The organism is Xanthomonas euroxanthea (genome assembly GCF_900476395.1).
Taxonomy (GTDB): domain Bacteria; phylum Pseudomonadota; class Gammaproteobacteria; order Xanthomonadales; family Xanthomonadaceae; genus Xanthomonas; species Xanthomonas euroxanthea.
Genome location: NZ_UIHB01000001.1, coordinates 681,248 through 704,615 on the forward strand (window position 1 = coordinate 681,248; position 23,368 = coordinate 704,615).

Sequence of the window (23,368 nt, forward strand, 5' to 3'; positions counted from 1 at the left end):
TTTGCAGTGCAGCGTGCAAGTGGCGTTCGGGGCGCGCACTATGATCCTGCATCCCGACGTGGGGGAGGGAGCAAAGCCCGCTGGCAGTTCGCTGCAAGCGGGCTTTTTTATTGCCCGACGCCTGGCGAGTCAAGCCACCGCACCGCCGCACGCCTGCCAGACGCCCAGCTGTCGAAGGGCTGGCCAGGCCACTGCCGGCTCAGGCAGGGGCGCCAATTGCCCACACGTCGCCCAACCCGCGTGACGGATCAACCGGTGGCTGCGGCTGCAGGCTCGGCCGGCTTCCGCTAGAATGAGATCAATTCTCATTTGTCGCCGGGCGCCTTGCCGTCCGGACCAGCCGTTCAGGAGGTCATCGTGTCGGTCACGCAAGGCGCGCTTCATCAACAGGTGGAGCGCCTGTACACCGACCACCACGGCTGGCTGCAGGGCTGGCTGCGCCGCAAGCTGGGCGATGCGTTCGTGGCTGCCGACCTGGCGCAGGACACCTTCATCAGCGTGATCAGCGCAGGGGCGGCCGACCAGATCCGCGAACCGCGCCCGTTCCTGGCCACCATCGCGCGCCGCTTGATGGCGCACCGGCAGCGGCGCAAGTTGCTGGAAACCAGTTACCTGGAACTGCTGGCTGCGCTGCCGGAAGAACTGGCGCCGTCGCCGGAGCTGCAATTGCTGGCGCTGGAAGCGGTGCAGCAGGTGGACCAGGCGCTGGATGGGCTGCCGCCCAAGGTGAAGGAAGCCTTTCTGCTGGCGCATCTGCAGGAGCTGAGCTACGCGCAGATCGCGCAGCGGCTGGGCGTGTCCAGCAGCTCGGTCAAGCAATATCTCACGCGTGCCAACCGGCATTGCCTGTTCGCCCTGTCGGCGTGAGCCGCACGGATGGCTGATGCCGCCTCACGCCGCGCGCGCGCCGCCGATGCCCAGCGAGCACCGCTGGCCGGCGGGCAACCGATCAGTGCGCAGGTCGCCGATCAGGCTGCCGAGTGGCTGACGGTGCTGATGTCCGGCACCGCGAGCCAGGCGCAGCTGCAGCGCTGGCAACAATGGCGCGATGCGCATCCGGACCATGCGCGGGCGTGGGCGCATATCGAGGCGGTGACCGGGCGGCTGAAGACGCTGACCCCGCAGGCGGCCTATCGCAGCCTGTCGCCGTATGCCGGCAGCAACGGCCAGGCATCGCCGGGCCGGCGCAAGGCGCTGAATCTGCTGCTGTGGGGTGGGGTGGCCGGAGCCACCGGCGTGCTGGCCTCGCGCACCGAACGCTGGCAGCGCGCCACCGCCGATTACGCCACTGCGACGGGGCAGCGCCGCGAGGTGCAGTTGCAGGATGGCAGCCGCATCACCCTCAACACCCGCAGCGCCATCGATGTGCGGTTCGACGCGCAGCAACGGCTGCTGCAGTTGCTGGCCGGCGAGATCATGGTGACCACCGCGCAGGCGCTGGGCGCGGGCCACGATGCGCGGCCGTTGCTGGTGCGCACCGCGCAGGGCGATATCCGCGCATTGGGCACGCGCTTTTGCGTGCGCCAGGACGAGCACGACACCCGGCTGAGCGTGCTGGAAAGCGCGGTGGAGGTGCGTCCGCGTGGGGCCGCGCAGGCCGTCGGGCGCGTGCAGGCGGGGGAACAGTGCCGTTTTACCGCCGACACGCTCGGCGCCATCGCGCCGGCCGATGTACAGGACTCCGCCTGGGTGCGCGGGCAGCTGATTGCCGACGAGTGGCGCCTGGATGCGTTTGTCGCCGAACTGGGCCGTTATCGCTCCGGGCTGTTGCGCTGCGACCCGCTGGTAGGCGGCCTGCGCGTCTCCGGCGTGTTCCCGCTGGACGACACCGACCGCATCCTGGCGATGCTGCCCAGCGTGCTGCCGGTGCGGGTGAGCCGGCGCAGCCGTTACTGGGTGACGGTGCAGGCGGCCGGGCAGGGCTGAGGCGCCGCCAGCCGGCACGTCGCCAAAAAATAAGATGCATCCGGGCTGCCCGATCGCCGCCGTTGTGGCACCTCCCCAATGACGGTGTCAGTGCGACACCAAACCTTTGTGGGAACAGCATGTCGATCACTGCCCGCCGCCGCGGCCAACTTTCTTCTTCCTCGTCTCAGCGCAACGCCGTGGTGCAGGCCGTGCAGCGCCCACTCGGCACGGCCGTGGCGCTTGCGCTGTGCAGCCTGGCTTTGTGTGCGGGCATGCCCGAGGCAATCGCCCAGACCGCGCCTGCCGCACAGGATGCCCGCCAGGCCTATCGCATCCCCGCCGGCCCGTTGGCACCTGCACTGCGTGAACTGGCCGGTTCGGCCAACCTGTTGCTGAGCTTCACTGCCACGCAGACCGACGGCAAGACCACTGCCGGGCTGGAGGGCCGCTATACCGCACCGGCCGCCCTGGCTGCGCTGCTGGCAGGCAGCGGCCTGCAGGCCGTGCCGTTGCAGACCGGCGGCTACGTGCTGCGCGCCGCGCCGCAGCCCAGCGCGACCAGGAGCGAGGTGGATGCGTGGCTGCTGCCCACCGTCAAGGTGACCGCGCAGGCCAACCGCAGTGCGACCACCAGCGGCACCGGCAGCTATACCGCGCGGGCGGTCAGCATCGGCCGCGGCGAGCAGTCGCTCAAGGACATTCCGCAGTCGATCAGCGTGGTCACCCGCCAGTTGATGGACGAGCAGAACATCACCTCGGTCTACGACGCGCTGGCCAGCACCACCGGCATCACCATCGTGCAGAGCCCGCAGGGCGGCAAGTACATTTATTCGCGTGGCTTCGACATCACCACGGTGCAATACGACGGCGTGCCGCTCAATCGCGGCATGTACGGCCGGGCGAGCAACTACAGCGCCAACATGGGCATCTACGATCGCGCCGAAGTGCTGCGCGGTGCCGCCGGCCTGCTGCAGGGCGCGGGTAATCCCGGTGGCGCGGTGAACCTGGTGCGCAAGCGCCCGCTGGATGTGCCGGGCGTGAGCGTGATGGTGCAGGGCGGCAGCTGGGATCGCTACGGCGCGCTGATCGATGCCAGCGCCAACCTGAGCGCCGATGGCGCCTTGCGCGCGCGCGGGGTGATCGATTACCAGGACCAGCGCTCATTCGTCGATGGGGTCACGCGCCGCACGCCTACCTATTACGGCACGCTCGACTACGCGTTTTCGCCGCAGACCCAGCTCAGCCTGGGCGTGAGCTACGAACAGGTGGAAGGCCGGCCGTTCTTCGGTGGTCTGCCCAGTTTCAGCGATGGCCGCGATATCGGCCTGCCGCGCCAGACCAATCTGGGTGCGGCATGGAACCGGCAGTCCTCGTCCAATCGCGGGCTGTATCTGGACCTGGACCATCGCTTCACGGCCGATTGGGTGTTCAAGCTCAGTGCGGTGCAGGTGCGCGAGCTGCACGATCTGAAATACGCCAGCTCCAGCCGCGCGATCAATCCGGCCAACGGCACCGGCGCCTTGTTGGCGGCGCGCACCATTTCCGATGCGGATGCGTTCGGCTTCGACGCCAATGTGATCGGGCATTTCAATGCACTCGGGCGCAGGCATGAGGTGGTACTGGGCAGTAACTTTGCCGAGAACACGGTCGATACCGTTTACGGCAACAAGAACAACTTCCAGACCTTCAATGTGTTCGCTCTGCAGCGCAATGTGCGGGCGATCAGCGACGAAGAAATCTTCGCCAATGCGCGCGAGGCCCGGCATGGCACCTCGCGCGAATTCGGCATGTATGGCGCATTGCGCTGGCAGCTGACCGATCCGTTGAGGGCCATCGTCGGCACCCGCGTGAGCTGGCACGACACCCGCTGGAACACCACCACCACCGGGCTGTCGCCATCGCAATCGATCGAGCACACCCGCGAGACCGGGCAGGTCACTCCGTACGCCGGCCTGTTGTACGCCTTGAGTCCGAACTGGTCGGCCTATGCCAGTTACGCGGACATCTTCCAGCCGCAGAACGCGCAGACCGAAGCCGGCGAGATGCTCAAGCCGATGACCGGGGCCAACTACGAGCTGGGCCTCAAGGGCGAGTGGCTGGACGGGCGCATCAATAGCGCGTTTGCGCTGTTCCAGATCGAGCAGAAAAACCGCGCCCAGGCCGACCTGAGCACCAGCCCCACCTGCCGCAACAACGATTTCTGCTACATCGACAGCGGCAAGGCGCGCAGCCGTGGCTTCGATGCCGAAGTCAGCGGCGAGGTGCTGCACGACTGGAACGTGTTCGCCGGCTACACCTTCAACCGCACCACCTACCTGCAGGATGTCAGCAGCCAGGGCCAGACCTTCAACAGCTACACGCCCAAGCACTTGCTGCGGGTATGGACCACGTACCGGCTGCCGGGCGTGCTGCAGGATGTCACCGTCGGCGGCGGTGTCAGCGCGCAGAGCGCGGCGTACCGGCAGATCGGCACCGCCACCGCGCCGATCCAGGGGCGCGCGGTCTGGAACGCATTGGCGCGGTATCAGTTCAACCGGCAGTGGTCGGTGGCGGTCAATCTCAACAACGTGTTCGACAAGCACTACTACACCACCTTGTCGAGCTTCGTTAACGGGCGCTATTACGGCGAACCGCGCAATGTGATGGTGACCCTGCGCGGCGCGCTGTGATGCGTGCACGCGTGCTGCGGTGGTACCGGGTGCGTGCCGGATGAAAGATGGCTTTCGTCAAAGCATGGCCTGGCTGCACACCTGGTGCGGCCTGAGCTGCGGCTGGCTGCTGTGCGCGATCTTCCTGACCGGCACGCTCAGCGTGTTTCGCGATCCGATCACCAGCTGGATGCAGGCCACACCGGCCCTGCCGAGCGCGCGCATGCACACGGTCCTGTCGGAAGACGCGCTGGTGCCGCGTGCACTGGCGCAACTGCGCCAGCTTGCGCCGCAGGCGCGCCTGTGGCGGATCGGCCTGCCCACGCATCCGGGCGAGGCGCTCACGCTGGTCTGGCGGACATCCGATGGCCAGGGCCAGGCAGCGCTGGATCCCGGCAGCGGCGAGCTGCTGCCATCGCCATGGGGCCGGCAGACCGAAGGCGGCCGGCATTTCATGAGCTTCCACTACACCTTGCACGGCGGCATTCCCGGCTATTGGCTGGTGGGTTGGGTGTCCATGTGCGGGCTGATCGCGCTGGTGTCCGGGGTGATCGTGCACAAGCGGATCTTTCTGGATGTCTTCACCTTCCGCCCGGGCAAGGGCCAGCGCTCGTGGCTGGACGCGCACAACGCCACGGCGGTGCTGACGCTGCCGTTCCTGCTGATGATCGTCTACACCGGCCTGGCGTATTTCGCCACCAGCTACATGCCCGGGCCATTGCAGGCGCTGTATGGCAGCGACGAGGCCGCGTACACGCGGTATGCCGATGCGCTGACGCCGGCAGCGCCTGCGGCCGGCGCAGGTGAAATCGCGGCCAACAGCGTGCCCGCCTATCTGCCGGAACTGGTGCAGCGTGCAGCGGTGCGCAATGGTGCGCCTGCGCAGACACTGGTGATCGAGCGGCCCGATCGCCCTGACGGCAGGCTGCGTGTGATCGCGCGCGTGGCCGATACCGGCCGCTCGCGGCGCCTGCTCAATCCTGCCAACAGCGTGGTGTTCGATGCGAACAGCGGCGTGGTGCTGGAGCAGCATGCGGATGCCGCACGGACGGACATGCACGCACAGGACGTGGAAGAGGTCATCAAGACCCTGCACGTGGCCGGGTTCGGCGGCTGGACCAGCAAGTGGCTGTACTTCATCTGCGGCCTGGCCGGCACCTTGATGATGGCCACCGGCACGGTGCTGTTTTCGATCAAGCGGCGTCGGCGTAGCGAGCAGGAGTTCGGCGCGGCCACGGCCGGCATCTATCGTGTGGTGGAAGCGCTCAATGTCGCCGCGCTCGCGGGAACCGCGTTGGCCAGCATTGCGTATTTCTATGCCAACCGCCTGGTGCCGGCTGCGCAGGCCGCGCGCAGCCAGATCGAAATCCACGCATTCCTGTGGGCGTGGGCGGCCACGCTGCTGCATGCGCTGCTGCGCCGGCCCGCCCGTGCCTGGGTGGAACAACTGGCGATGACCGCGTTGCTGTGCCTGGGCTTGCCGCTGCTCAATGCGGTCACCACCGGACAGCACCTGGGTGTGTATCTGGCTGCCGACGACCTGCAGCGCGCCGGGGTCGAGTTGGTCTCGCTCGCCTTCGGTGTTGCTTTCGCCTATGCGGCGTATCGGGTGCACCGCAGCGCCGTGCGACCGCTGCCGACACGCGCCAGGCGCGGCGCCGCTGCTGTGATGGATGTGTTGTGAAGCGTTCTTCGAGCGCCGCGTCGGTGACTTGCTACCGCTGGTCGGTTGCCGGTCGCGTACTCGCTGCCAGCGTCGGCGGCTATGCGCTGACCTCCACCGGCTGCAGCGTGCTGGCGCAGCTGCTGTCGCGGTTTGCCGGCGTGTCGCCTGCGGTCTCGGTGCTGAGCACGACCTTGCTGAGTTTCGCCATCTACACGGTCGTCGTGCTGTGGATGTTTCGTGCGCGCAGTGCATTGCGCATGTGGGGCTGGCTGGGCGTGGGTATCGCTGCGCTGGGCGGTGCGAGCTGGTTGCTGGGACATCCGCCATGGATGGGCTGATCACCGCGCTGCTGGGCACCGCGCTCTGCCATGCCGCAATGATGGCCCTGGCCGTGGCGATGCATCGCCATTACGAGCAGCTCACCGGCCGCCGCACTGCGCCGGTCATGCAGCGTTGGTTGCTGCGTGCGATGGCTGTCTGTCTGTTGATCGCCGCGCTGGTGCTGTGCGTGCTCGCTTGGGGCGGAGCGGTGGGCACCTTGTTGTGGCTGGGGTTTGTCAGCGTGGCCGCGCTGTGGGTAGCGCTGGGCCTGGCGTACGCGCCGCGCTGGAGTGCGTGGCTGGCAGTGCTGCTGGGCTGCGTCGCATGCGGGGTGGTGGGTTGGCACGTGCTGTGGTTTGCTGTTGTTTGAAGGCCACACATACCGACCAGTTTGACTGGTCCTTGTCCGCCCACCGTCGCGGGACCTTACGCGGCATGGATGCCGCGTAAGAGCCTACAAGGACGTACTTGCGGCGTGTCCTGCGATGGTGGGCGGGCAAGGGCCCTGCAGCCAAGTCACAGATCAATCGCTCTGCAACTGATCTATCCGCACTGCTGAGTCCCCTTCAGACACAACGCCCAAAAAAATCGAGACGTCGAACAAGCCGCCAAGGAGCCCGCAACCAGTGAGGACATCACGCCCGCCGACATGGCCGCGTGCTGATGGGACTACACGCAACGCGGCGGTAGACCCGGTAGTTGCATTGCTGACCCTCGACACCGCTGGATCAACCGTAGACATATGCCGTCACCGCGCAGGGATGCCAGAATCGGCGCATGTCGCCGCCCATCATGTCCGTGTCTCCTGCGCTCACCGCCCTGATCGAGCGGGCCGTGGCGCGTGTTCGTCATGCCGTGCCGGCCGACCAGCCCTGGCCGGGCGATGACGTCGATCGGCAGCTCGCACAGGTTGCGCTCGCCAGCGAGTTTGCGCTCGATACCCTGGCGCGCCAGCCGGCGTTGCTGCAGCACCTAGCGCAGCCGGATCCACCGCCGTTGCCGCTGCCGGTGCTGGACCCCGCACAGCCCCAGACCTGGCCAGCGCAGCTGCGGCGTTATCGCAGCGCCGAATCCACGCGCCTGGTCTGGCGCGATGTGCTCGGTCTCGATAGCGTCGACGCCACCCTGGCCGGTGCCACCCGCCTGGCCGAAACCTGCCTGCAATGTGGGCTGCAGGCTTTGGAGCAGCAATTCCGCGACCGCCACGGCCAGGTGATTGCCGAAGACGGCAGTGTGCAGCGGCTGGTGGTGTTCGGGCTGGGCAAGCTTGGTGGGGGCGAGCTGAATTTTTCCTCGGATGTGGATCTGGTCTACGCGTATCCGCAGGGCGGCCAATCCGATGGTGCCCGTCCGCTGGCAGCGGAAGAATACTTTGCGCGCCTGGGTCAGCAGCTGGCCAAGCTGCTCGACGAAACCACCGCCGATGGATTCAGCCATCGTGTGGACCTGCGCCTGCGTCCGTTCGGCACGGCCGGGCGGGTGGCCTTGTCGTTCACCGGCATGGACCAGTACTTCCAGCGCGAAGGGCGCGACTGGGAGCGCTATGCCTGGCTCAAGGCCCGCGCGGTGGCCGGCGATATCGATGCCGGCGAAGCCTGGCTGGAGACGCTACGCCCCTTCGTCTACCGGCGTTACCTGGACTTCACCGCGCTGGACGGCTTGCGCGAGATGAAGGCGGCGATCACTGCCGAAGTCGCCCGGCACGATCGCCTGGACGACATCAAGCGCGGGCCGGGCGGCATTCGCGAGATCGAGTTCCTGGCGCAATCGCTGCAGCTGATTCGCGGCGGACGCGAACCGAGCCTGCGCGAGCGTCGCCTGCTGCCGGCCTTGCAGGCGTTGGTGGACGCAGGGCAGATCGATGCGGACAACGGGCGCGCATTGACCGAGGCGTATCGCTTCCTGCGCCGGCTGGAGAATCGTCTGCAGATGTTGCGCGACGCACAGACGCATGCCTTGCCGCAGGCGCCGCTGGATCGCGAACGCATCGCGCTGGGCCTGGGCCACGCGGATTGGCCGGCCTTGTTGCAGGCAATCACGCCGCAGCGCGCGCGCGTTGCCGCCGAATTTGCCGAGCTGCTGGCACCACGTGTCCGCACCAGCGCACCCGATGCGCTGGCCGATTACTGGCGCGCCTTGCCCGAAGGCGATGCCGCGCCGTTGGCCGGCCTCGGCTTGCACGACCCAGGCGGCGCGCATCAGGTGCTGGCCGATTTTGCGCAGTCCTCCGGCGTGCGTGCGCTCTCCGATACCGCAAGCGCGCGCCTGGACCGTGTCATGCCGGCGCTGCTGCATGCGGCCACCCGCGCCAGCCAGCCCGATGCCGCCGTGCGCCGCATGCTCGGCCTGTTGCAATCCACCTTGCGCCGCACCAGCTACCTGGCCCTGCTGGACGAACAGCCCAGCGCACTTGCACGCCTGGTCGATGTGCTCTCGCGCAGTGCCCTGCTGGCCGAACGTCTTGCTGCGCATCCGCTGTTGCTGGACGAACTGCTCGACACCCGCATCAGCGGCCCGTTGCCCGACCGCGATGCGTTGCAGGCTGCGTGCCTGGACACCTTGCAGATCGAGGACACCGAAGCGGCGCTGCGCGAACTCAACGAGCGCCGCCTTGCGTTGAGCTTCCGCATTGCATTGGCCACGCTCGATGGCCGCCAGCAGGCCGTGGACAGCACCCAGCAGCTGGCCTGGCTGGCCGAAGCAGTGGTGCAGACGGTGCTGCAGCTGGCGCGCCGCGAACTGATCGCCGCGCACGGGCAGGTGCCGGGCGGGGCGTTCGCCATCATCGGCTACGGCAGCCTGGGTGGCCTGGAGCTGGGCTTCGGCTCGGACCTGGATCTGGTGTTTCTCTACGACCACCCGCGGCAGGTGGAGGCATCCGATGGCAAGCGACCGTTGGACGCCGGGCGCTGGTTTGCGCGGCTGGCGCAGAAGGTGATGACCTTGCTGGCTGCCGAAACCGGCGCCGGCCGTCTCTACGAGATCGACGTGCGGCTGCGCCCGGACGGCGGCAAGGGCGCGTTGGTGTCATCGCTGGCCAGTTACCGCGACTACCAGCGCGAGCGCGCCTGGACCTGGGAACATCAGGCGCTGGTGCGCGCGCGTGCGGTGGCCGGCGATGCGGCGCTCTGCGAAGCGTTCGCGCAGGTGCGTGGCGACACGCTGACACGCGTGCGCGACACCGCAGCGCTGCACGAGGACGTGCGCAAGATGCGCGCGCGCATGCGCAGCGAGCTGGATCGCAGCGATGCGGGGCGGCTGGATCTCAAGCAGGGCGCCGGCGGCCTGGTCGATCTGGAATTCGTCCTGCAGGCCGGTGTGCTCGGCCAGGCCGCACACCATCCCACGTTGCTGTTGGCCTGCGCCACGCCCGCCTTGATCGATGCGCTGGTGCAGGTGCAGTGGCTGCCGACCGAGAGCGCAGCAGCGCTGCACCAGGCCCATGCCACGCTGGTGGAAGCGGGCCTGAGTTGCACGCTGGATCGCCGGCCGCGGCTGATCGCACCGACCCCGGCCATCCAGCAGGCACGGCACAGCATCTTCACCACCGCGCACGCACAAGGACTGGCGTTTCCGGTCGGCAGGGATGTGGCAGCGCCATCGCCTTGATCGGCCGGTATCCGGGCGTTGCGTTGCTTGCGCTATGAGGCGAGTGGTATGCAGACCGGGTTGCAAAGCGCAGTGGGTTGGAATCGCATCCAACCACCGCGTCTGTTGTTTGCCTGATTGCCCGTACGTAGGGGCTGCGGTCAGCCCTGCGGCCGCGGCGCACTGCGCCACAGCAGCGCACGGAACGGGCCGAGCAGGAACACGCCCATGCCCAGCTTCACCGCCAGATCGCCGGCCGCCCAGCTGATCCACGGCAGGCCGACACCGGCAAAGGCGATGCTCCAGAAGATCGCCGTATCCAGCGTGGCACTGCAGGTGGTGGCCACGATCGGCGCGCGCCACCAATTGCCACTGCGCAGCCGGTCGAACACGCTGATATCCAGCAACTGCGCGGCGATGAAGGCGGTGCAGGAGGCCGCTGCGATGCGCGGGGTGGCCAGCCACAGCGACAACGCCACCGCGAGCGCAAAGCCGCACCAGGCGACCTTGCGCGCCGCGCGTGGGCCGAAGCGGCGATTGATCAGGTTGCTCACCAGGAACGCCAGCGGATACGAGAACGCGCCCCAGGTCAGCCAGTCGTTGATTGGATATTGCACCAGGATGTTGGACAACAGCACCACCGCGCCCATGGCCGAGACCGCCCATGCCATTGCGCGCGCAGTGAGCGGGGTGAACGGCGTCGGCGAGCGGCTGGACATGACGGTGCGGCAGTGACAGGGCAGCGCGGATTATCCGCGCGTTGGCGCATGCGGGCCAGTGTGCATCGGCCACGCATGGCCAACACGGCGGCGCGTTGCCGGTGGAAACAGTGTCTTGGTCAACGGATGGCGACAGGCATGGTGGAGTGACGCCGTGCGGATTGCTTGTGTTCGCGTGGCCGCGGTGCCTTATCGATCCAGCGTGCTGCTGCGCTGCCGTTTGAGCGCATGCCGGCGTGCAGCACGCACATGCCTCCGAAGACATCGCCAACCCGCATGTACACCGTTGCCACGGGCGGCGCGACCAGGAGCACGCGGGCAATTGCGTGCGTGCCAGGCATCGGTGCGCAAAGGCTCTGCAACTGCACGCGGCTGTGCGCGTCGGTGACGATCAACAAACCGTCGCGCAGGCAGTTCGACAGGCTGCGGAAAATGCCTCTGCGCGTCCCGCGCGTCCCGCCGTGCCCGCAAACAGTGTGTCAGCACAGCCCCATCCCGACCTGGTGCGTCGGTCAGGAGCTTGCCGGCGTCACCAAATCTTGCTGCTGTTCTGCGCAGCGGATTCTGCGGTCGGCACGAACGCCAGCGCCTGGCCCTGGGGCGACTGCACCGTCCAGCCGGCACCGGCCGGGCTCGGCTGGAAGGTCACCGTCTCGCCAACACGAAAGCCCGCAGTCGGGTCGTCCTGGCGTGCCGGCCAGCGCAGCAAGGCGGTGTTGTCGGCGTTTGCCGGATCCTGCAACTGCACTTCGCAGCCGCCGTCGGTGGCTTTCTCGACCGACTTGACCCGCATCGGCGGCAATGGCCCTGCGGAGGCCTTGTGCGATGCGTCGCCGAGGGCTTCCGAACCTGCCACCGCACTGTGGCCCAGCGCCAACGACACGAAGTACGGCGCGGAGATCACCAGGATCGCTGACATCGCCGAGGCATCGCCGCGGGTGATCGTGGTCAAGCCTGCAGTGGCCGGCAGCGGCTGGCCGAACGCGATGGCGAGCAGCAGCCCGAGACCGGCAGATCGAAGAGAGATGTTCATGGAGATGCTCCGTGCGTGGCGACGCTGTGGGGGATGGAATCATCCTGCAGCAGCATCTGTTGCTGCTGCAGGAAATCGAACACCGACTCGACCGTGATCACCGAATAATTGCCGGAGATGCGCTCGCTGGCGGGATGGTCGGTCACTGCGGCATTGGCGACGAAGAAACGGGCGCCGATGCGCTTGCTCAGATCCAGATGCAGGCGGGTGGGTTGGTAACCGTTGCGCTTGAGCCAGGCCTGTGCGCTGCGACGATCGCTCACCGGCGCAGCTGCCGTATCTGCTGCGTGGGTCGCCGCCAATGCCGCCGCCAGCACTTCGAGCACCCACTGGTTGGAATTCTGATAATCGGTGGAGAACGGGTAGGCGATCATGCTGTAGCGCGCCTCGTGCAGCGCATGTGCCAGCGTGGCCGGATCCTGCAGCAACGTGCGCAGTTGCTGCTGCAGCGCCGGTGCCGGCACGCCGACGCGCAGATCGGCAGTGAGGGCAGTTTCGCCGATGAAGTTGCTCAGACCTTCGTGATACAGCGCCGAGGTGTCCGACTTGCAGTGATTGAGCAGGTGCTTGACCCGCCAGGTGCCGTCGTCCTCGCGCAGCGCGAAGGCCAGGTGGCTGTGTTTCAAGCCATAGCGGCTCAGATCCTGGCCGCCGCGTGCCAGCAGCACCACCTGCGCACCGTCCACTGCGTCCAGCGCCTGCTGGGTGGACCTGGCCATGTCGAACATCGCCGCCAGCGTGGCGGGTGTCGGATAGTGCGGCGTGCACACCGGCGCGGCAATGGCAGGCAGTGCGCAGGTCAGGGCGATGAGCAACGCCGTTGTTGCAGGCCAGCTGCGCCGTGTGTGTTCGCATTGCATGGGGATTGATCGTCCGTGTGGCTGCCCCGTGGCATCCACGGCGGCACCATCATACGTGCAGGCGCTCGCGCACCAGTGCGGCGATGCGCTGGGTTTCGCGCAGTGGTTGCAGCTGCGACGGGGCTGCGAAGACATCCCGTGCATCGGCTAGACGGCCATGCGCTTGCAGTGCCCGCCAATACGTCGCCACCCGTCCCTGCGCCTGTTCGGCAAACGCCGCTACTACCGGCACCGGCGTGGCGCAGGCTTCGGAGAGCAGGTTGACCGAGTCGGCGCTGGCCACGATCGCATCGGCCCAGCCCAGCAGGCCGGCGTACGGGTTGGGCCCATCGCGCTCGTCGCACCACAGCAGGCCTGGCAGGCCTGCACGCGCATTGCGCAGCGTCGCGATCGCCTCGGGCGGGGTGCGCCGGGAGGTGGTGACCAGCAGGCTGCCGCCGGCCGCAAGCACCTGCGCGCGGAGCTGCATGCACAGTGCCGCAAGCGCCTGGGTGGTCCAGGGCACCTGCGCGGTCGGGCCGCCGATCAACAGCGCCACGCGTGGGCCGGGCAGCGCGCCGAGCGGGGCGAAGGCGGCGCGCCCGGCGGCCAGCCAGGCATCGTCCACCGGGTTCAAGCTGCCGAGTAATGTGATCACGTTCGCGCCACGCAGCGCGTCGTGCTCGGGCACGATCAGCAGATCCCAGTGGCGCGGGTCCAGCCGCGGGTCCAGGATCTGCACTGCCTGGCTGCCGCGCGCGCGCAGCAGCCGGGTGGCCAGGGCGGCCTGGCGCCCGCAGCCGATCGCCAGCGTCGGCGGCTGTTGCAATTGCCGCGCGAATTCCGCGCCAAATGCGGCCTGCGCCCCCGGCAACAGGCGCGGTGCGGCCCAACGCCACGGCGCGCGGGCCTGCAGATGCAGTGCGGTGACCGGTGTGGAGTGCAGCGCCTGTGCCAAGGCCTCGGCCTGGCGTGCATTGCCGGCGCGGCCGTCGCTCACGGCCCAGGTCAGCGCCATCGTTTCAGATCCGACATAGATTTGTTTCAGATTGAGCGTGTGTTGCAGCAATCGCGCCACTCTACACTGCGGGTCTTCACGCTGGCGCCGGTGCTGCACCCTACTGTCGCCCATTCCCTTGCTTCCCGGAGTCTCCATGTCCGACTTGCTCGACGCTGCCGCGCTGGATCAGCTGTTTCGTACCGCCCGCACGCAAAACGCCTTTCTCGACAAGCCGGTCAGCGAAGCGCAGCTGCGCGAGCTTTACGATCTGCTGAAGTGGGGCCCGACCGCGGCCAACGGGTCGCCGGCGCGTTTCGTGTTCGTGACCACGCCCGAGGGCAAGCAGAAGCTCAAGCCGGCGCTGTCCGAGGCCAATGCCGCCAAGACGCTGGCCGCGCCGGTCACGGTGATCGTCGGCTCCGACGAGGAGTTCCACGAAAAGCTGCCGTACCTGTTCCCGCATGCCGACGCCAAGAGCTGGTTCGAAGGCTCGCGCGAGATGCGCGCAACCGGCGCGTTCCGTAACAGCTCGCTGCAGGGCGCCTACCTGATCCTGGCCGCACGTGCGCTGGGTCTGGATGCCGGCCCGATGTCCGGCTTCGACAACGCCAAGGTGGATGCGGCGTTCTTTGCCGGCACGCCGATCAAGTCCAACTTTCTGATCAATCTTGGCTACGGCGATCCGGCCGGGCTGTTCCCGCGGCTGCCGCGCCTGAGCTTCGAAGAAGCCGCACGCATCGAATAACGGCGGCGAGACACCGGCTGCGCACACCGTCAGGCGGGCGCAGCCGCCGCGCCGCCAGGCGGGGAGCGACGTACACTCCGGCTTCGGAGCGCCCCCCGCACCACCCGACGAGCGTGCGCCCTGTGCCATCGCCACAGGCGCATGTTTTCCGCTTTCCTGCAGTCCTCGTCCGTCTGCGTCCGTTCCATCCGCGTTGATCCAATGCGGTCCCTCATCCTCAAGGAGTTTCAATGAAGACCACCCACAAACTGCTGCTGCCGCTCGCCCTGACCCTGGCCATCGCCGCCTGCTCCAAGCCGGCCGACAACGCCGCCGCGCCTGCTGCCGAAACCCCGGCCGCCACCGCCCCGGCCGATGCCGCTGCAACGGCACCTGCCGCCGCCGAACCGGCCGCCTCGACCGCGCCGGCCGTGGAAGTGGCCTCGGGCACCTACACTCTGGACCCGAGCCACACCGACGTGCTGGCGCAGTGGAGCCACTTCGGCTTCTCCAACCCGACCGCCCACTTCGGCAATGTCGACGGCACCCTGGTGTACGACGCGGCCGACGTGACCAAGTCCACCGTGCAGGTCACCCTGCCGCTGTCGGGTCTGAACAGCTTCACCGCCAAGTTCGACGAGCACCTGAAGAGCGGTGACTTCTTCGACGCGGCCAAGTTCCCGACCGCCACCTTCAAGAGCACCAAGGTCGAAGCGGCCGGCCCCAACAAGCTGACCGTCACTGGCGATCTGACCATCAAGGATCAGACCAAGCCGGTCGTGCTGGACGTCACCCTCAACGGTGCCGGCGAGCACCCGATGAAGAAGGTGCCGGCGGCCGGTTTCGACGCCACCACCACCATCAAGCGCACCGACTTCGGCGTGGGCCAGTACGCCCCGAACGTCAGCGACGAAGTGAAGATCCGCATCACCACCGAAGCCCTGCAGGCCAAGGCCGGTGACGCTGCTGCTGCCAAGTAAGTCGCAGCGCAGTGGATGCATCGGTGCGAGCGATCGCACCGATGTGCGGAACGCAAGAGCCCGCGGATTGGCTTGATGCTGTTCACTGAAGAAAGCGGCGCCTCTCCACTTCGGTGGGAGGCGCCGTTTTTTTTGCGTTGCGATCGCGTCCGCGAGCGGCGAGGACACTGCAGCAGATGGTTTGCGGCTCGTTTGATTGAAAGCCATGCAGACCGATCAATTCGACTGGCCCTTGGCCGTCTACCGTCGCGGGGCCTTACGCGGCATGGATGCCGCGTAAGAGCCTACACGGACGTACTTGCGGCGTGCCCCGCGATGGTGGGCGGCCAAGGGCCCTGCGGAAAACCGACAGATCAACTGCCGTTTGCGTGCAACCCTGTACCCAGCGCCGCCATTCTGTCCGTTAGTGCGGAGCTGATTCAGCCTTCCAGTAGCCCTTCGCGCGCACCGAGTCCTTGTCCACGCCCATGTGCTCTTCCAGAAACTTGCGCATCGCACGCGCGCGCATGGATTCGGTACCGATCCAGTAGAACGTGTCGCCGTCGTGCGGCTCGTAATCGCGCAGGCTGTCTTCCAGCAACGTGCTGCTGGCGGCATCGAAGCCGTTGCGTTCCAGCCAGTACACGTCCACCTCGGCGGCGCTGAGCAGCTCCTGGCGCTCGGCCGCATCGGCAATTTCGATAAAGACCTCTGCATGCATGTCGGCGGGCATGGCTTCCAGCCAGCGGCCGATTGCCGGCAAGGCGGTTTCATCGCCGATCAGCACGTAGTGGTCGTAGTCGTCGGCAACCAGGAACGAGCCGCGCGGGCCGCCGATCGTCAGCGTGTCGCCGGGCTGTGCCTGCGCCGCCCAGCTGGAGGCCACGCCGTCGCCGTGCAGCACGAAGTCGATGCTCAGCTCGCCACTCTGCGGGTCGAAATAGCGCGGCGTGTAATCGCGGCCGGGCGAGGGCAGGGCGCCTTCGGCATAGCGTGGGCCGTCCGGTGTCATCGTCGGCAGCACGAAGGCGCCATCGGCATTGGGGAAGAACAGCTTGACGTGGTCGTCCGGTGCCTCGCTCTGAAAGCCGGCAAGCTCGCTGCCGCCGAACACGATGCGGCGCATCTGCGGCGTCAGCGATTCGCAACGCAGCACCTGCACGGAGCGCAGGCGCGGGTCGCGGCGGAGTTGGGTGTGGGTGTGGATGGCCATGTGGTGCGATTCCTGGAGGTGGCGCGCAGCTGCGCGGCGGGGGAGTGACTGCATACGGTGATGTGACGATCTAGCCAGCGAGCTGAAAAAGAACAGCGGTTGTTGCTCACCCTTCTCCCTTCGGAAGAAGGTGCCCCGCAGGGGCGGATGCGGGTACGGGCGAAGCCGCGTGCATCTGCCAAACAAGCGAGGTCGATGTCTTGCAGCGACACGCTGATCAAATCACGGAGCAGCGCAGGTACAGCAATTCATGCATGCCACTGACGCCGCGCAACGCAACCACCGCGATGACGCGTCACTGCCGCAAGGCGCATTCAAACCGGCATCGGTTGGCTTCGGACCACAGCGATGGACGCACTCAGCCGTCGTCGCGCTCCATGCCGTCAGCGGCGGCGTTGAGTAGCGCGGCAATGCGTGTGGTTTCTGCATCCGTCCATTGCCCATGCCGCGCAAACAGGCCGTGCTTGATGCGGTGGATGGCTTCGCGAATCGGCGCCGGTGTCTGTGCCTTGATCAGCTCGCGCGCGCGGCGATGGGTGCGGGCCAATGCGGCATCGAGTGCATCGCGGTGCTGCGCCGCATGCGTACGGCCGGAGGCGGTGACCTGGTAGCGCTTGCGGCCCTCGTCCAGCGCGGTCTGCACCCAGCCATCGGCTTCGAGCTGCGCCAGTGCCGGATAGATGGCGCCTGCGCTGGGCGTGTAGAGGCCTTTGAACAGTGCGGTGATCTGCCGCATCAACTCGTAGCCATGGCGTGGCTGTTGCTCGATCAGCGCCAGCAGCAGCAGGCGCAGGTCGCCATGTTCCAGCGGCCGCGCGCGCCCGGCGCCACCACGGTGCGTGGCACTGGGCGCCACGGATGGATCGAGCTCGCTCGGCAGGTCGTCGCGGTGGGAGCGCATTGTCATTCGATATATCGAAGCATGCTGAAAAGATATATCGAAGTATGGCGGCCTGCAAGCACGGCCTGTCGCCCGGCTGACCGACATGGCTATCCCCGCGGCTCATGCTGCAACGCGGCTAGACACAACTGGCCTCCATAATTACGATGTAATTACTTCGACATTACGGGCCTGGCCCGGTGAGGCAGACGCATGAGTCGACAGTGGGACACCCAGGCCGAAAGCCGGCGCCAGCGCCTGCAGCGGGCCGCCGCGCTGGCGCCACAGGGGCGCGTGGTGGCTGCCGACGACGTGGTGGCGCTGCTGGAGGCGGTGATCGAGCCGGGCGACCGCGTCTGCCTGGAAGGCAACAACCAGAAGCAGGCCGACTTCCTGGCGCGCTGCCTGACCGAGGTAGATCCCGCGCGCGTGCATGACCTGCACATGGTGCAATCGGTGTTGTCGCTGCCGGCGCATCTGGACGTGTTCGAGCGCGGCATCGCCAAGCGGCTGGATTTCTCGTTCTCCGGCCCGCAAGCCGCGCGCCTGGCCGGGCTGGTCGGCGAGGGCCGCATCGAGATCGGTGCCATCCACACCTACCTGGAATTGTTCGGCCGCTATTTCATCGACCTGCCCCCGCGCATCGCGCTGGTCACCGCGCAGGCCGCCGACCGCCACGGCAATCTCTACACCGGCCCCAACACCGAGGACACCCCGGTGATCGTGGAGGCCACGGCGTTCAAGGGCGGCATCGTCATCGCGCAGGTCAACGAGATCGTCGATACCCTGCCGCGCGTGGACATCCCGGCCGACTGGGTGGACTTCGTTACCCAGGCGCCCAAGCCCAACTACATCGAACCGCTGTTCACCCGCGACCCGGCGCAGATCTCCGAGATCCAGGTGCTGATGGCGATGATGGCGATCAAGGGCATCTACGCCGAATACGGCGTGGACCGGCTCAATCACGGCATCGGTTTCGACACCGCAGCGATCGAATTGCTGCTGCCTACCTACGCCGAGTCGCTGGGGCTCAAGGGCAAGATCTGCCGGCACTGGGCGCTCAACCCGCATCCTGCGCTGATTCCTGCGATCGAATCGGGCTTCGTGCACTCGGTGCATTCGTTCGGCTCGGAACTGGGCATGGAGGCCTACATCGCCGCGCGCCCGGACATCTTCTTTACCGGTGCCGACGGCAGCATGCGCTCCAATCGGGCCTTGTCGCAGACCGCCGGGTTGTACGCCTGCGACATGTTCATCGGCTCCACCCTGCAGATCGATCTGCAGGGCAACAGCTCCACCGCCACGCGCGACCGCATCGCCGGCTTCGGCGGCGCGCCCAACATGGGGTCGGATGCGCGCGGCCGCCGGCACGCCAGCGACGCCTGGCTCAAGGCCGGGCGCGAGGCGGCGCGCCCCGGCGAGATGCCGCGCGGACGCAAGCTGGTGGTGCAGATGGTGGAAACCTTCCGCGAACACATGGCGCCGGCCTTCGTCGACAGGCTCGATGCCTGGGAGCTGGCCGAGCGCGCCAACATGCCGCTGCCGCCGGTGATGATCTACGGCGACGACGTCAGCCATGTGCTCACCGAAGAAGGCATCGCCAACCTGTTGCTGTGCCGCAGCGCCGAAGAACGCGAACAGGCCATCCGTGGCGTGTCCGGGTATACCGCCGTCGGCCTGGGCCGCGACAAACGCGCGGTCGAGAACCTGCGCGATCGCGGTGTCATCAGGCGGCCCGAAGATCTGGGCATCCGGCCGCGCGATGCCACGCGCGACCTGCTCGCCGCGCGCACGGTCAAGGACCTGGTGCGCTGGTCCGGTGGGTTGTACGACCCGCCGAAACGTTTTCGCAACTGGTAGGGGCACGGCATGGAAACCCTGCGGTATCGCTTCGATGGCCAGCACGGCGCGCGCGCCGGGCTGGACCATGCGCTGGTCGGCGTGGTCGCCTCCGGCAACCTGGAAGTGCTGGTCGAGCGCGTGCCGCTGGACGGCGCGATGGAGATCGAGATCCTCACCGCCGCGCGCGGTTTCGGCGCGATCTGGCAGGCCGTGCTGGATGATTTTGCCGCGCGCCATCCGCTGCGCGATGTGCGCATCAGCATCAACGATGTCGGCGCCACGCCGGCGGTGGTGAGCCTGCGCCTGGAGCAGGCGGTGGACGTCCTGCAGGGAGCCGCCGCATGAGCTACCCCTCTCACCCCGTAGGAGCGCACCCGGGCGCGACGGGCTTTCACGGTCACGCCCCGGTAGCGCCCAGGTGCGCTCCTACGCATGTCGTCGGGAGACTTGTATGAGCACCACCATTCCCGTGGCCGAGCGCAGCTATTACGAGGCCGACGCGCGCGAGCGCATCGACGGCGTGCTGGATGCCGGCAGCTTTCGCGAATTCGTCGGCCCACGTCGCCGCCTGATCAGCCCGCATTTGGCCCAACTGGACACGCCCGGCGCCTTCGATGACGGCATCGTCGTCGGCGAAGGCACGCTGCGTGAGCGCACCGTGCTGATCGCCGCGCAGCAAGGCGCCTTCATGGGCGGCGGCGTCGGCGAAGTACACGGTGCCAAGCTCACCGGCCTGCTCGAACGCGCCACCGCCACCCAGCCGGACGCAGTGCTGCTGCTGCTCGACACCGGCGGCGTGCGTCTGCACGAGGCCAATGCCGGCCTGGTCGCGATCTCCGAAATCATGCGTGCCACCTTGGACACACGCGCCGCCGGCGTGCCGGTGCTGGCCTTGATCGGCAGCGGCAACGGCGCCTTCGGCGGCATGGGCATCGTGGCGCGCTGCTGCAGCGCGGTGATCATGTCCGAAGAAGGTCGCCTGTCGTTGTCCGGCCCGGACGTGATCGAAACCGTACGCGGCGTGGAAGAGTTCGACGCCCGCGACCGCGCCCTGGTGTGGCGCGTCACCGGCGGCAAGCACCGCTATCTGCTGGGCGAGGCACAGACGCTGGTGGCCGACCGCATCGCTGCATTCGCCGATGCCGCCGCGCAGACGCTGGACACCCTGTCCGAGCCGGCGGGCGAGGCCGCATTGCAGGCATTGGAAGTGGCGCATCAACAATTGTCCAAGCGCATTGACGCCTATGGCGATTGCCGCGATGGGCTGGAGATCTGGCAACGCCAGGGCATCGTCGATGCGCAGCGGCTGCCGCTGCTGGACACCGACGCCTTCCTTGCCGCCACCGCCGACCGGAGCACGCCATGGAACTGAGCCAACTGCTGGACCAGCTGTTTCCGCTCGGCCACGCCATCGCTTGCAACGACGATGTGCTCACCGGCAGCGCCACCACGGCCGCGGGCGCCGTCACGGTGATCGGCACCGCCAACAAGCTGGAAGTCGGCGTGGACCATGCGCTGGCATTGGCGGCGACCGTGCTGGCGAGCACGCGCGCACATCCGCAGCGGCCGATCGTGATGCTGGCCGACACCGCCGGGCAACGGCTTGCACGCCGCGACGAACTGCTCGGCATCAACGGCTACTTCGCGCATCTGGCACGCACGCTGGATCTGGCGCGCAAGCGCGGCGCGCGGCTGGTCACACTGGTGTATGGCGAATCGGTCAGCGGCGGCTTCCTGTCGTTCGGCCTGATGGCCGACCATATCCACGCGTTGCCGGACGCGCAGATCCGGGTGATGGATCTGCGCGCGATGGCGCGCGTGACCAAGCAGAGCGTGGACACCTTGCAGGCGCTGAGCAAGAGCTCGCCGGTGTTCGCGCCGGGCGTGGAGAACTACGTGCGCATGGGCGCGGTGGAGTCGCTCTGGGACGGCGACCTGGCGCAGGCGCTGCTCGACGCCCTGGCTGCGCCCGGCAATGACGATCAACGCCGGGCACTTGGCGCGCAACGTGGCGGGCGCACCCTGGCGCGCGATGTCGCCGCCGCCGTGGCCGCAGGCGAGGCCTGAGCATGCCCGCCCGCCACGCACTGGTGTGGCTGCATCCGGACGCGCGCTGGCAAGCGCTGACGCCAGGTGCGCAGCCACGGCTGCAGCAGTGGTTCGCCGCGGGGTGGCCGGCGGTGGTGGCGCGTGGCGATGGCAGCCAGGCGCCCGGCCGCGTGCCGCTCGGCGTGCCATTGCCGCCAAACGAAGGCAAACAGCGGCTGGCGTTGAGTGCCGGCCTGGACGCTATCGTGCGCAGCACTGCGCCGCTGGCGCTGGACGCGGTGATCGCAGCCGCACCCGCCACGCTGCAGCCTGCACTGCAGGCCTTGCGAGCGCAGGCCAATGCCAGCGCCCTGCAGCCGCGCGTCTTTGGCAGCTTCGCATGGCAGGCCCTGACCGGGCTTGCGTATGTGCATGCGCAATCGGACCTGGATCTGTTGTGGTCCATCGCCACGCCCGAACAGGCGCAGGCAGTGGTGACGCTGCTGCAGCGCTGGGAACACCCCCACGGATTGCGCGCAGACGGCGAGCTGTTGCTGCCCGACGACACCGCGGTGAACTGGCGCGAGTACGCCGGCAGCGCGCAGCAGGTGTTGGTGAAGTCCACCAATGGCTGCCGCCTGCTGCCGCGCAGCGCGCTGTTTCCGGTGTGGAGCGCGGCATGAGTGCATTGGTCGAACGCGTTGCTGATGCCAGGCCCGCGGGGATGCAGTGCACTGCGGCCGAGCGGCAGCCGCGAGCGACAACATCAAAAGAAACGGGCATCGCGCCGTCCCGGCCTGATGCAGACAGCCCATCGACGCGCTTGGTTGCTGCGGACATCCCCTCGGCACTGGCACAGGCAGTACCGCCAGAAGCATCCCAGCAGCCAAGACTGCGCCTTGCTCCACCAGGCGATGGTTCGGATCTCGTTTACGCGCCGTCGCGTGCTGCACGCACGCATGGCGATGTGCAAGACAACGTCGCGCTACAAGCCACATGGCATGCCGAAGCCGGCACCGCCAGCGCGCTGGCGCACCGTCTGGGGCGGCTCGCGGTCGCCGCCCTGCACGCGGAACTTGGCTGCGCGCCCAAGCCCGGCCTGGTCACGCCGTTCGACAGCGGCAGCCATGCCGATATGGATGCCACGACATTCCTGCGCAGCCTGTTTGCCCTGCGCGGCTATTTCGTCGCGATTGCACAGGCGGGCATCGATAACGCGCCGTTCGAGCATGTGCGCCAGCTCGGCATCGCGGCCGAAGCGGCGATGCTGCGCGCCACCGGTGGCATCAATACCCACCGCGGTGCGATCTTCAGCCTCGGCGTGCTCACTGCACAGGCGGCGCGCTTGCGTGCCGTGCATGGGCATGCCCCTACCGGTGAAGCAGTCTGCAACGCGGTGCAGGCGTGGCGCGAGGTCTTGCGCGCCGCGCCGCTGGATCCACGCAGCAATGGCCAGCGTGCGCGTGCACGGTTTCGGATCGGCGGCGTGCGCGAGCAGGCCGCGGACGGTTATCCCTTGCTGCGCGAGATCGCGTTGCCGTCTCTGCGCAGCGCAATGCACAACGGCGCCACGCGCGAGGCGGCACTGGCGCAGACCTTGATGCACCTGGTTGCCGAGGTCGATGACCTCAACCTGTTGCATCGCGGCGGGCAGGAAGGGCTGGCTTACGCAAAGACGCAGGCGCGTGGATTTCTCGCCGAAGGCGGCATCGCACAACCGCAGTGGCGCGCGCGCTTGAACGCCATTGGCAGGCAGTTCGTCGCGCGGCGTCTGAGCCCGGGCGGCAGCGCCGACCTGCTGGCTTGTGCCTGGTTCCTGCAGTGTCAGGAGAGCGCATGAGCACACACTGGCCACTGGCAGCCGCGAAGGCAGTGCGCGCACGCGCGTGCAGTCGCGCTGCCCGTTTCAGTGCAGCAGGACACGGCATCCTTCTCGCTGTCCCTGGAGACGTGGCCTGCAGGGCGGATCAGGACTCCACTCGCACGGCGCACGGCGTTAC

Annotated in this window: 22 protein-coding genes; 15 read left to right on the plus strand and 7 right to left on the minus strand. The window is 67.7% G+C overall.

Going from position 1 to position 23,368, the window contains the following annotated elements; translation table 11 throughout:
- The first annotated feature begins 357 nt into the window (after nt 1–357).
- The 7 genes from CPBF1521_RS02910 to glnE all read left to right on the plus strand — a co-directional run bounded on the left by CPBF1521_RS02910 (nt 358) and on the right by glnE (nt 10,152).
- A complete protein-coding gene (locus CPBF1521_RS02910; RefSeq protein WP_104534532.1) occupies nt 358–867 on the plus strand; it encodes a sigma-70 family RNA polymerase sigma factor in 510 nt (169 codons plus the stop codon).
- Nucleotides 868–876: 9 nt separating this feature from the next.
- Nucleotides 877–1,926: a FecR domain-containing protein gene (locus CPBF1521_RS02915; protein ID WP_115675855.1), complete on the plus strand. Its 1,050-nt coding sequence runs from the start codon at nt 877–879 to the stop codon at nt 1,924–1,926.
- Between the two features lie 119 nt (nt 1,927–2,045).
- A complete protein-coding gene (locus CPBF1521_RS02920; RefSeq protein ID WP_181901083.1) occupies nt 2,046–4,577 on the plus strand; it encodes a TonB-dependent siderophore receptor in 2,532 nt (843 codons plus the stop codon).
- A 64-nt stretch (nt 4,578–4,641) separates the two neighbouring features.
- Entirely contained in the window at nt 4,642–6,240 is a 1,599-nt protein-coding gene (locus CPBF1521_RS02925; protein ID WP_115676496.1) for a PepSY-associated TM helix domain-containing protein, read from the plus strand.
- Nucleotides 6,237–6,560 (plus strand): hypothetical protein, encoded by a 324-nt coding sequence (locus CPBF1521_RS02930; protein ID WP_115675858.1) that lies wholly within the window; start codon nt 6,237–6,239, stop codon nt 6,558–6,560. The genes CPBF1521_RS02925 and CPBF1521_RS02930 overlap by 4 nt, the downstream gene beginning before the upstream one ends.
- Entirely contained in the window at nt 6,548–6,913 is a 366-nt protein-coding gene (locus CPBF1521_RS02935) for a DUF3325 domain-containing protein (RefSeq protein WP_115675860.1), read from the plus strand. Before CPBF1521_RS02930 ends, CPBF1521_RS02935 begins: the two co-directional genes overlap by 13 nt.
- Before the next feature lie 407 nt (nt 6,914–7,320).
- Nucleotides 7,321–10,152 carry a bifunctional [glutamate--ammonia ligase]-adenylyl-L-tyrosine phosphorylase/[glutamate--ammonia-ligase] adenylyltransferase gene (glnE, locus tag CPBF1521_RS02940; protein WP_115675861.1) on the plus strand — a complete coding sequence of 944 codons (2,832 nt, stop codon included), beginning with the start codon at nt 7,321–7,323 and terminating at the stop codon, nt 10,150–10,152.
- Nucleotides 10,153–10,292: 140 nt separating this feature from the next.
- Here glnE and CPBF1521_RS02945 read toward each other — a convergent pair whose 3' ends face one another.
- From CPBF1521_RS02945 to CPBF1521_RS02965, 5 genes are all read right to left on the minus strand, one after another.
- Nucleotides 10,293–10,850: a VUT family protein gene (locus CPBF1521_RS02945; protein WP_115675863.1), complete on the minus strand. Its 558-nt coding sequence runs from the start codon at nt 10,848–10,850 to the stop codon at nt 10,293–10,295.
- A 119-nt stretch (nt 10,851–10,969) separates the two neighbouring features.
- Nucleotides 10,970–11,245, minus strand: coding sequence for a hypothetical protein (locus CPBF1521_RS02950; protein ID WP_147295410.1), 276 nt, complete (start codon nt 11,243–11,245; stop codon nt 10,970–10,972).
- A gap of 134 nt (nt 11,246–11,379) precedes the next feature.
- Nucleotides 11,380–11,883 carry a hypothetical protein gene (locus CPBF1521_RS02955; protein WP_115675866.1) on the minus strand — a complete coding sequence of 168 codons (504 nt, stop codon included), beginning with the start codon at nt 11,881–11,883 and terminating at the stop codon, nt 11,380–11,382.
- Entirely contained in the window at nt 11,880–12,743 is an 864-nt protein-coding gene (locus CPBF1521_RS02960) for a DUF2145 domain-containing protein (RefSeq protein ID WP_115675868.1), read from the minus strand. Before CPBF1521_RS02960 ends, CPBF1521_RS02955 begins: the two co-directional genes overlap by 4 nt.
- Nucleotides 12,744–12,792: 49 nt before the next feature.
- Nucleotides 12,793–13,740, minus strand: coding sequence for a mitochondrial fission ELM1 family protein (locus CPBF1521_RS02965; protein WP_115675870.1), 948 nt, complete (start codon nt 13,738–13,740; stop codon nt 12,793–12,795).
- 136 nt (nt 13,741–13,876) lie between these two features.
- Here CPBF1521_RS02965 and CPBF1521_RS02970 point away from each other — a divergent pair, with 136 nt between their 5' ends.
- Entirely contained in the window at nt 13,877–14,467 is a 591-nt protein-coding gene (locus CPBF1521_RS02970) for a malonic semialdehyde reductase (RefSeq protein WP_115675872.1), read from the plus strand.
- A 230-nt stretch (nt 14,468–14,697) separates the two neighbouring features.
- Nucleotides 14,698–15,426: a YceI family protein gene (locus CPBF1521_RS02975; RefSeq protein WP_104583572.1), complete on the plus strand. Its 729-nt coding sequence runs from the start codon at nt 14,698–14,700 to the stop codon at nt 15,424–15,426.
- 403 nt (nt 15,427–15,829) lie between these two features.
- On the opposite strand, the gene CPBF1521_RS02985 is transcribed toward CPBF1521_RS02975, so the two are convergent.
- The gene (locus CPBF1521_RS02985) at nt 15,830–16,618 is read right to left on the minus strand and encodes a siderophore-interacting protein (RefSeq protein ID WP_115675874.1); all 789 of its coding nucleotides are present in this window, start codon (nt 16,616–16,618) and stop codon (nt 15,830–15,832) included.
- Nucleotides 16,619–16,976: 358 nt separating this feature from the next.
- Nucleotides 16,977–17,519: a PadR family transcriptional regulator gene (locus CPBF1521_RS02990; protein WP_115675876.1), complete on the minus strand. Its 543-nt coding sequence runs from the start codon at nt 17,517–17,519 to the stop codon at nt 16,977–16,979.
- Between the two features lie 192 nt (nt 17,520–17,711).
- On the opposite strand from CPBF1521_RS02990, the gene mdcA reads away from it, so the two are divergent.
- The 6 genes from mdcA (at nt 17,712) to mdcB (ending at nt 23,208) form a co-directional block, all read left to right on the plus strand.
- On the plus strand, nt 17,712–19,358 hold the full coding sequence (mdcA, locus tag CPBF1521_RS02995; protein ID WP_115675878.1) for a malonate decarboxylase subunit alpha: 1,647 nt from the start codon (nt 17,712–17,714) through the stop codon (nt 19,356–19,358).
- Between the two features lie 9 nt (nt 19,359–19,367).
- A complete protein-coding gene (mdcC, locus tag CPBF1521_RS03000) occupies nt 19,368–19,685 on the plus strand; it encodes a malonate decarboxylase acyl carrier protein (RefSeq protein ID WP_115675880.1) in 318 nt (105 codons plus the stop codon).
- Nucleotides 19,686–19,791: 106 nt separating this feature from the next.
- Entirely contained in the window at nt 19,792–20,712 is a 921-nt protein-coding gene (locus tag CPBF1521_RS03005) for a biotin-independent malonate decarboxylase subunit beta (RefSeq protein WP_115675882.1), read from the plus strand.
- Nucleotides 20,703–21,407: a biotin-independent malonate decarboxylase subunit gamma gene (gene mdcE, locus CPBF1521_RS03010; RefSeq protein ID WP_115675883.1), complete on the plus strand. Its 705-nt coding sequence runs from the start codon at nt 20,703–20,705 to the stop codon at nt 21,405–21,407. The genes CPBF1521_RS03005 and mdcE overlap by 10 nt, the downstream gene beginning before the upstream one ends.
- A 2-nt stretch (nt 21,408–21,409) precedes the next feature.
- Nucleotides 21,410–22,051, plus strand: a complete 642-nt coding sequence (mdcG, locus tag CPBF1521_RS03015) for a malonate decarboxylase holo-[acyl-carrier-protein] synthase (protein ID WP_115675885.1) — start codon at nt 21,410–21,412, stop codon at nt 22,049–22,051.
- Nucleotides 22,052–22,335: 284 nt separating this feature from the next.
- Nucleotides 22,336–23,208 carry a triphosphoribosyl-dephospho-CoA synthase MdcB gene (mdcB, locus tag CPBF1521_RS03020; RefSeq protein ID WP_115675886.1) on the plus strand — a complete coding sequence of 291 codons (873 nt, stop codon included), beginning with the start codon at nt 22,336–22,338 and terminating at the stop codon, nt 23,206–23,208.
- Nucleotides 23,209–23,368: the final 160 nt, after the last annotated feature.

Bases quoted from the DNA above. Each gene is read 5' to 3' on its own strand.
- CPBF1521_RS02920 (WP_181901083.1), top strand. From the start codon at position 2,046: ATGTCGATCACTGCCCGCCGCCGCGGCCAACTTTCTTCTTCCTCGTCT.
- CPBF1521_RS03005 (WP_115675882.1), top strand. From the start codon at position 19,792: ATGAGCACCACCATTCCCGTGGCCGAGCGCAGCTATTACGAGGCCGAC.
- CPBF1521_RS02985 (WP_115675874.1), bottom strand. From the start codon at position 16,618: ATGGCCATCCACACCCACACCCAACTCCGCCGCGACCCGCGCCTGCGC.
- CPBF1521_RS02975 (WP_104583572.1), top strand. From the start codon at position 14,698: ATGAAGACCACCCACAAACTGCTGCTGCCGCTCGCCCTGACCCTGGCC.
- mdcC (WP_115675880.1), top strand. From the start codon at position 19,368: ATGGAAACCCTGCGGTATCGCTTCGATGGCCAGCACGGCGCGCGCGCC.
- CPBF1521_RS02970 (WP_115675872.1), top strand. From the start codon at position 13,877: ATGTCCGACTTGCTCGACGCTGCCGCGCTGGATCAGCTGTTTCGTACC.
- CPBF1521_RS02915 (WP_115675855.1), top strand. From the start codon at position 877: ATGGCTGATGCCGCCTCACGCCGCGCGCGCGCCGCCGATGCCCAGCGA.
- glnE (WP_115675861.1), top strand. From the start codon at position 7,321: ATGTCGCCGCCCATCATGTCCGTGTCTCCTGCGCTCACCGCCCTGATC.
- CPBF1521_RS02965 (WP_115675870.1), bottom strand. From the start codon at position 13,740: ATGGCGCTGACCTGGGCCGTGAGCGACGGCCGCGCCGGCAATGCACGC.
- mdcE (WP_115675883.1), top strand. From the start codon at position 20,703: ATGGAACTGAGCCAACTGCTGGACCAGCTGTTTCCGCTCGGCCACGCC.
- mdcA (WP_115675878.1), top strand. From the start codon at position 17,712: ATGAGTCGACAGTGGGACACCCAGGCCGAAAGCCGGCGCCAGCGCCTG.
- CPBF1521_RS02955 (WP_115675866.1), bottom strand. From the start codon at position 11,883: ATGAACATCTCTCTTCGATCTGCCGGTCTCGGGCTGCTGCTCGCCATC.
- CPBF1521_RS02960 (WP_115675868.1), bottom strand. From the start codon at position 12,743: ATGCAATGCGAACACACACGGCGCAGCTGGCCTGCAACAACGGCGTTG.
- CPBF1521_RS02925 (WP_115676496.1), top strand. From the start codon at position 4,642: ATGGCCTGGCTGCACACCTGGTGCGGCCTGAGCTGCGGCTGGCTGCTG.
- CPBF1521_RS02945 (WP_115675863.1), bottom strand. From the start codon at position 10,850: ATGTCCAGCCGCTCGCCGACGCCGTTCACCCCGCTCACTGCGCGCGCA.
- CPBF1521_RS02935 (WP_115675860.1), top strand. From the start codon at position 6,548: ATGGATGGGCTGATCACCGCGCTGCTGGGCACCGCGCTCTGCCATGCC.
- mdcG (WP_115675885.1), top strand. From the start codon at position 21,410: ATGCCCGCCCGCCACGCACTGGTGTGGCTGCATCCGGACGCGCGCTGG.
- CPBF1521_RS02990 (WP_115675876.1), bottom strand. From the start codon at position 17,519: ATGCGCTCCCACCGCGACGACCTGCCGAGCGAGCTCGATCCATCCGTG.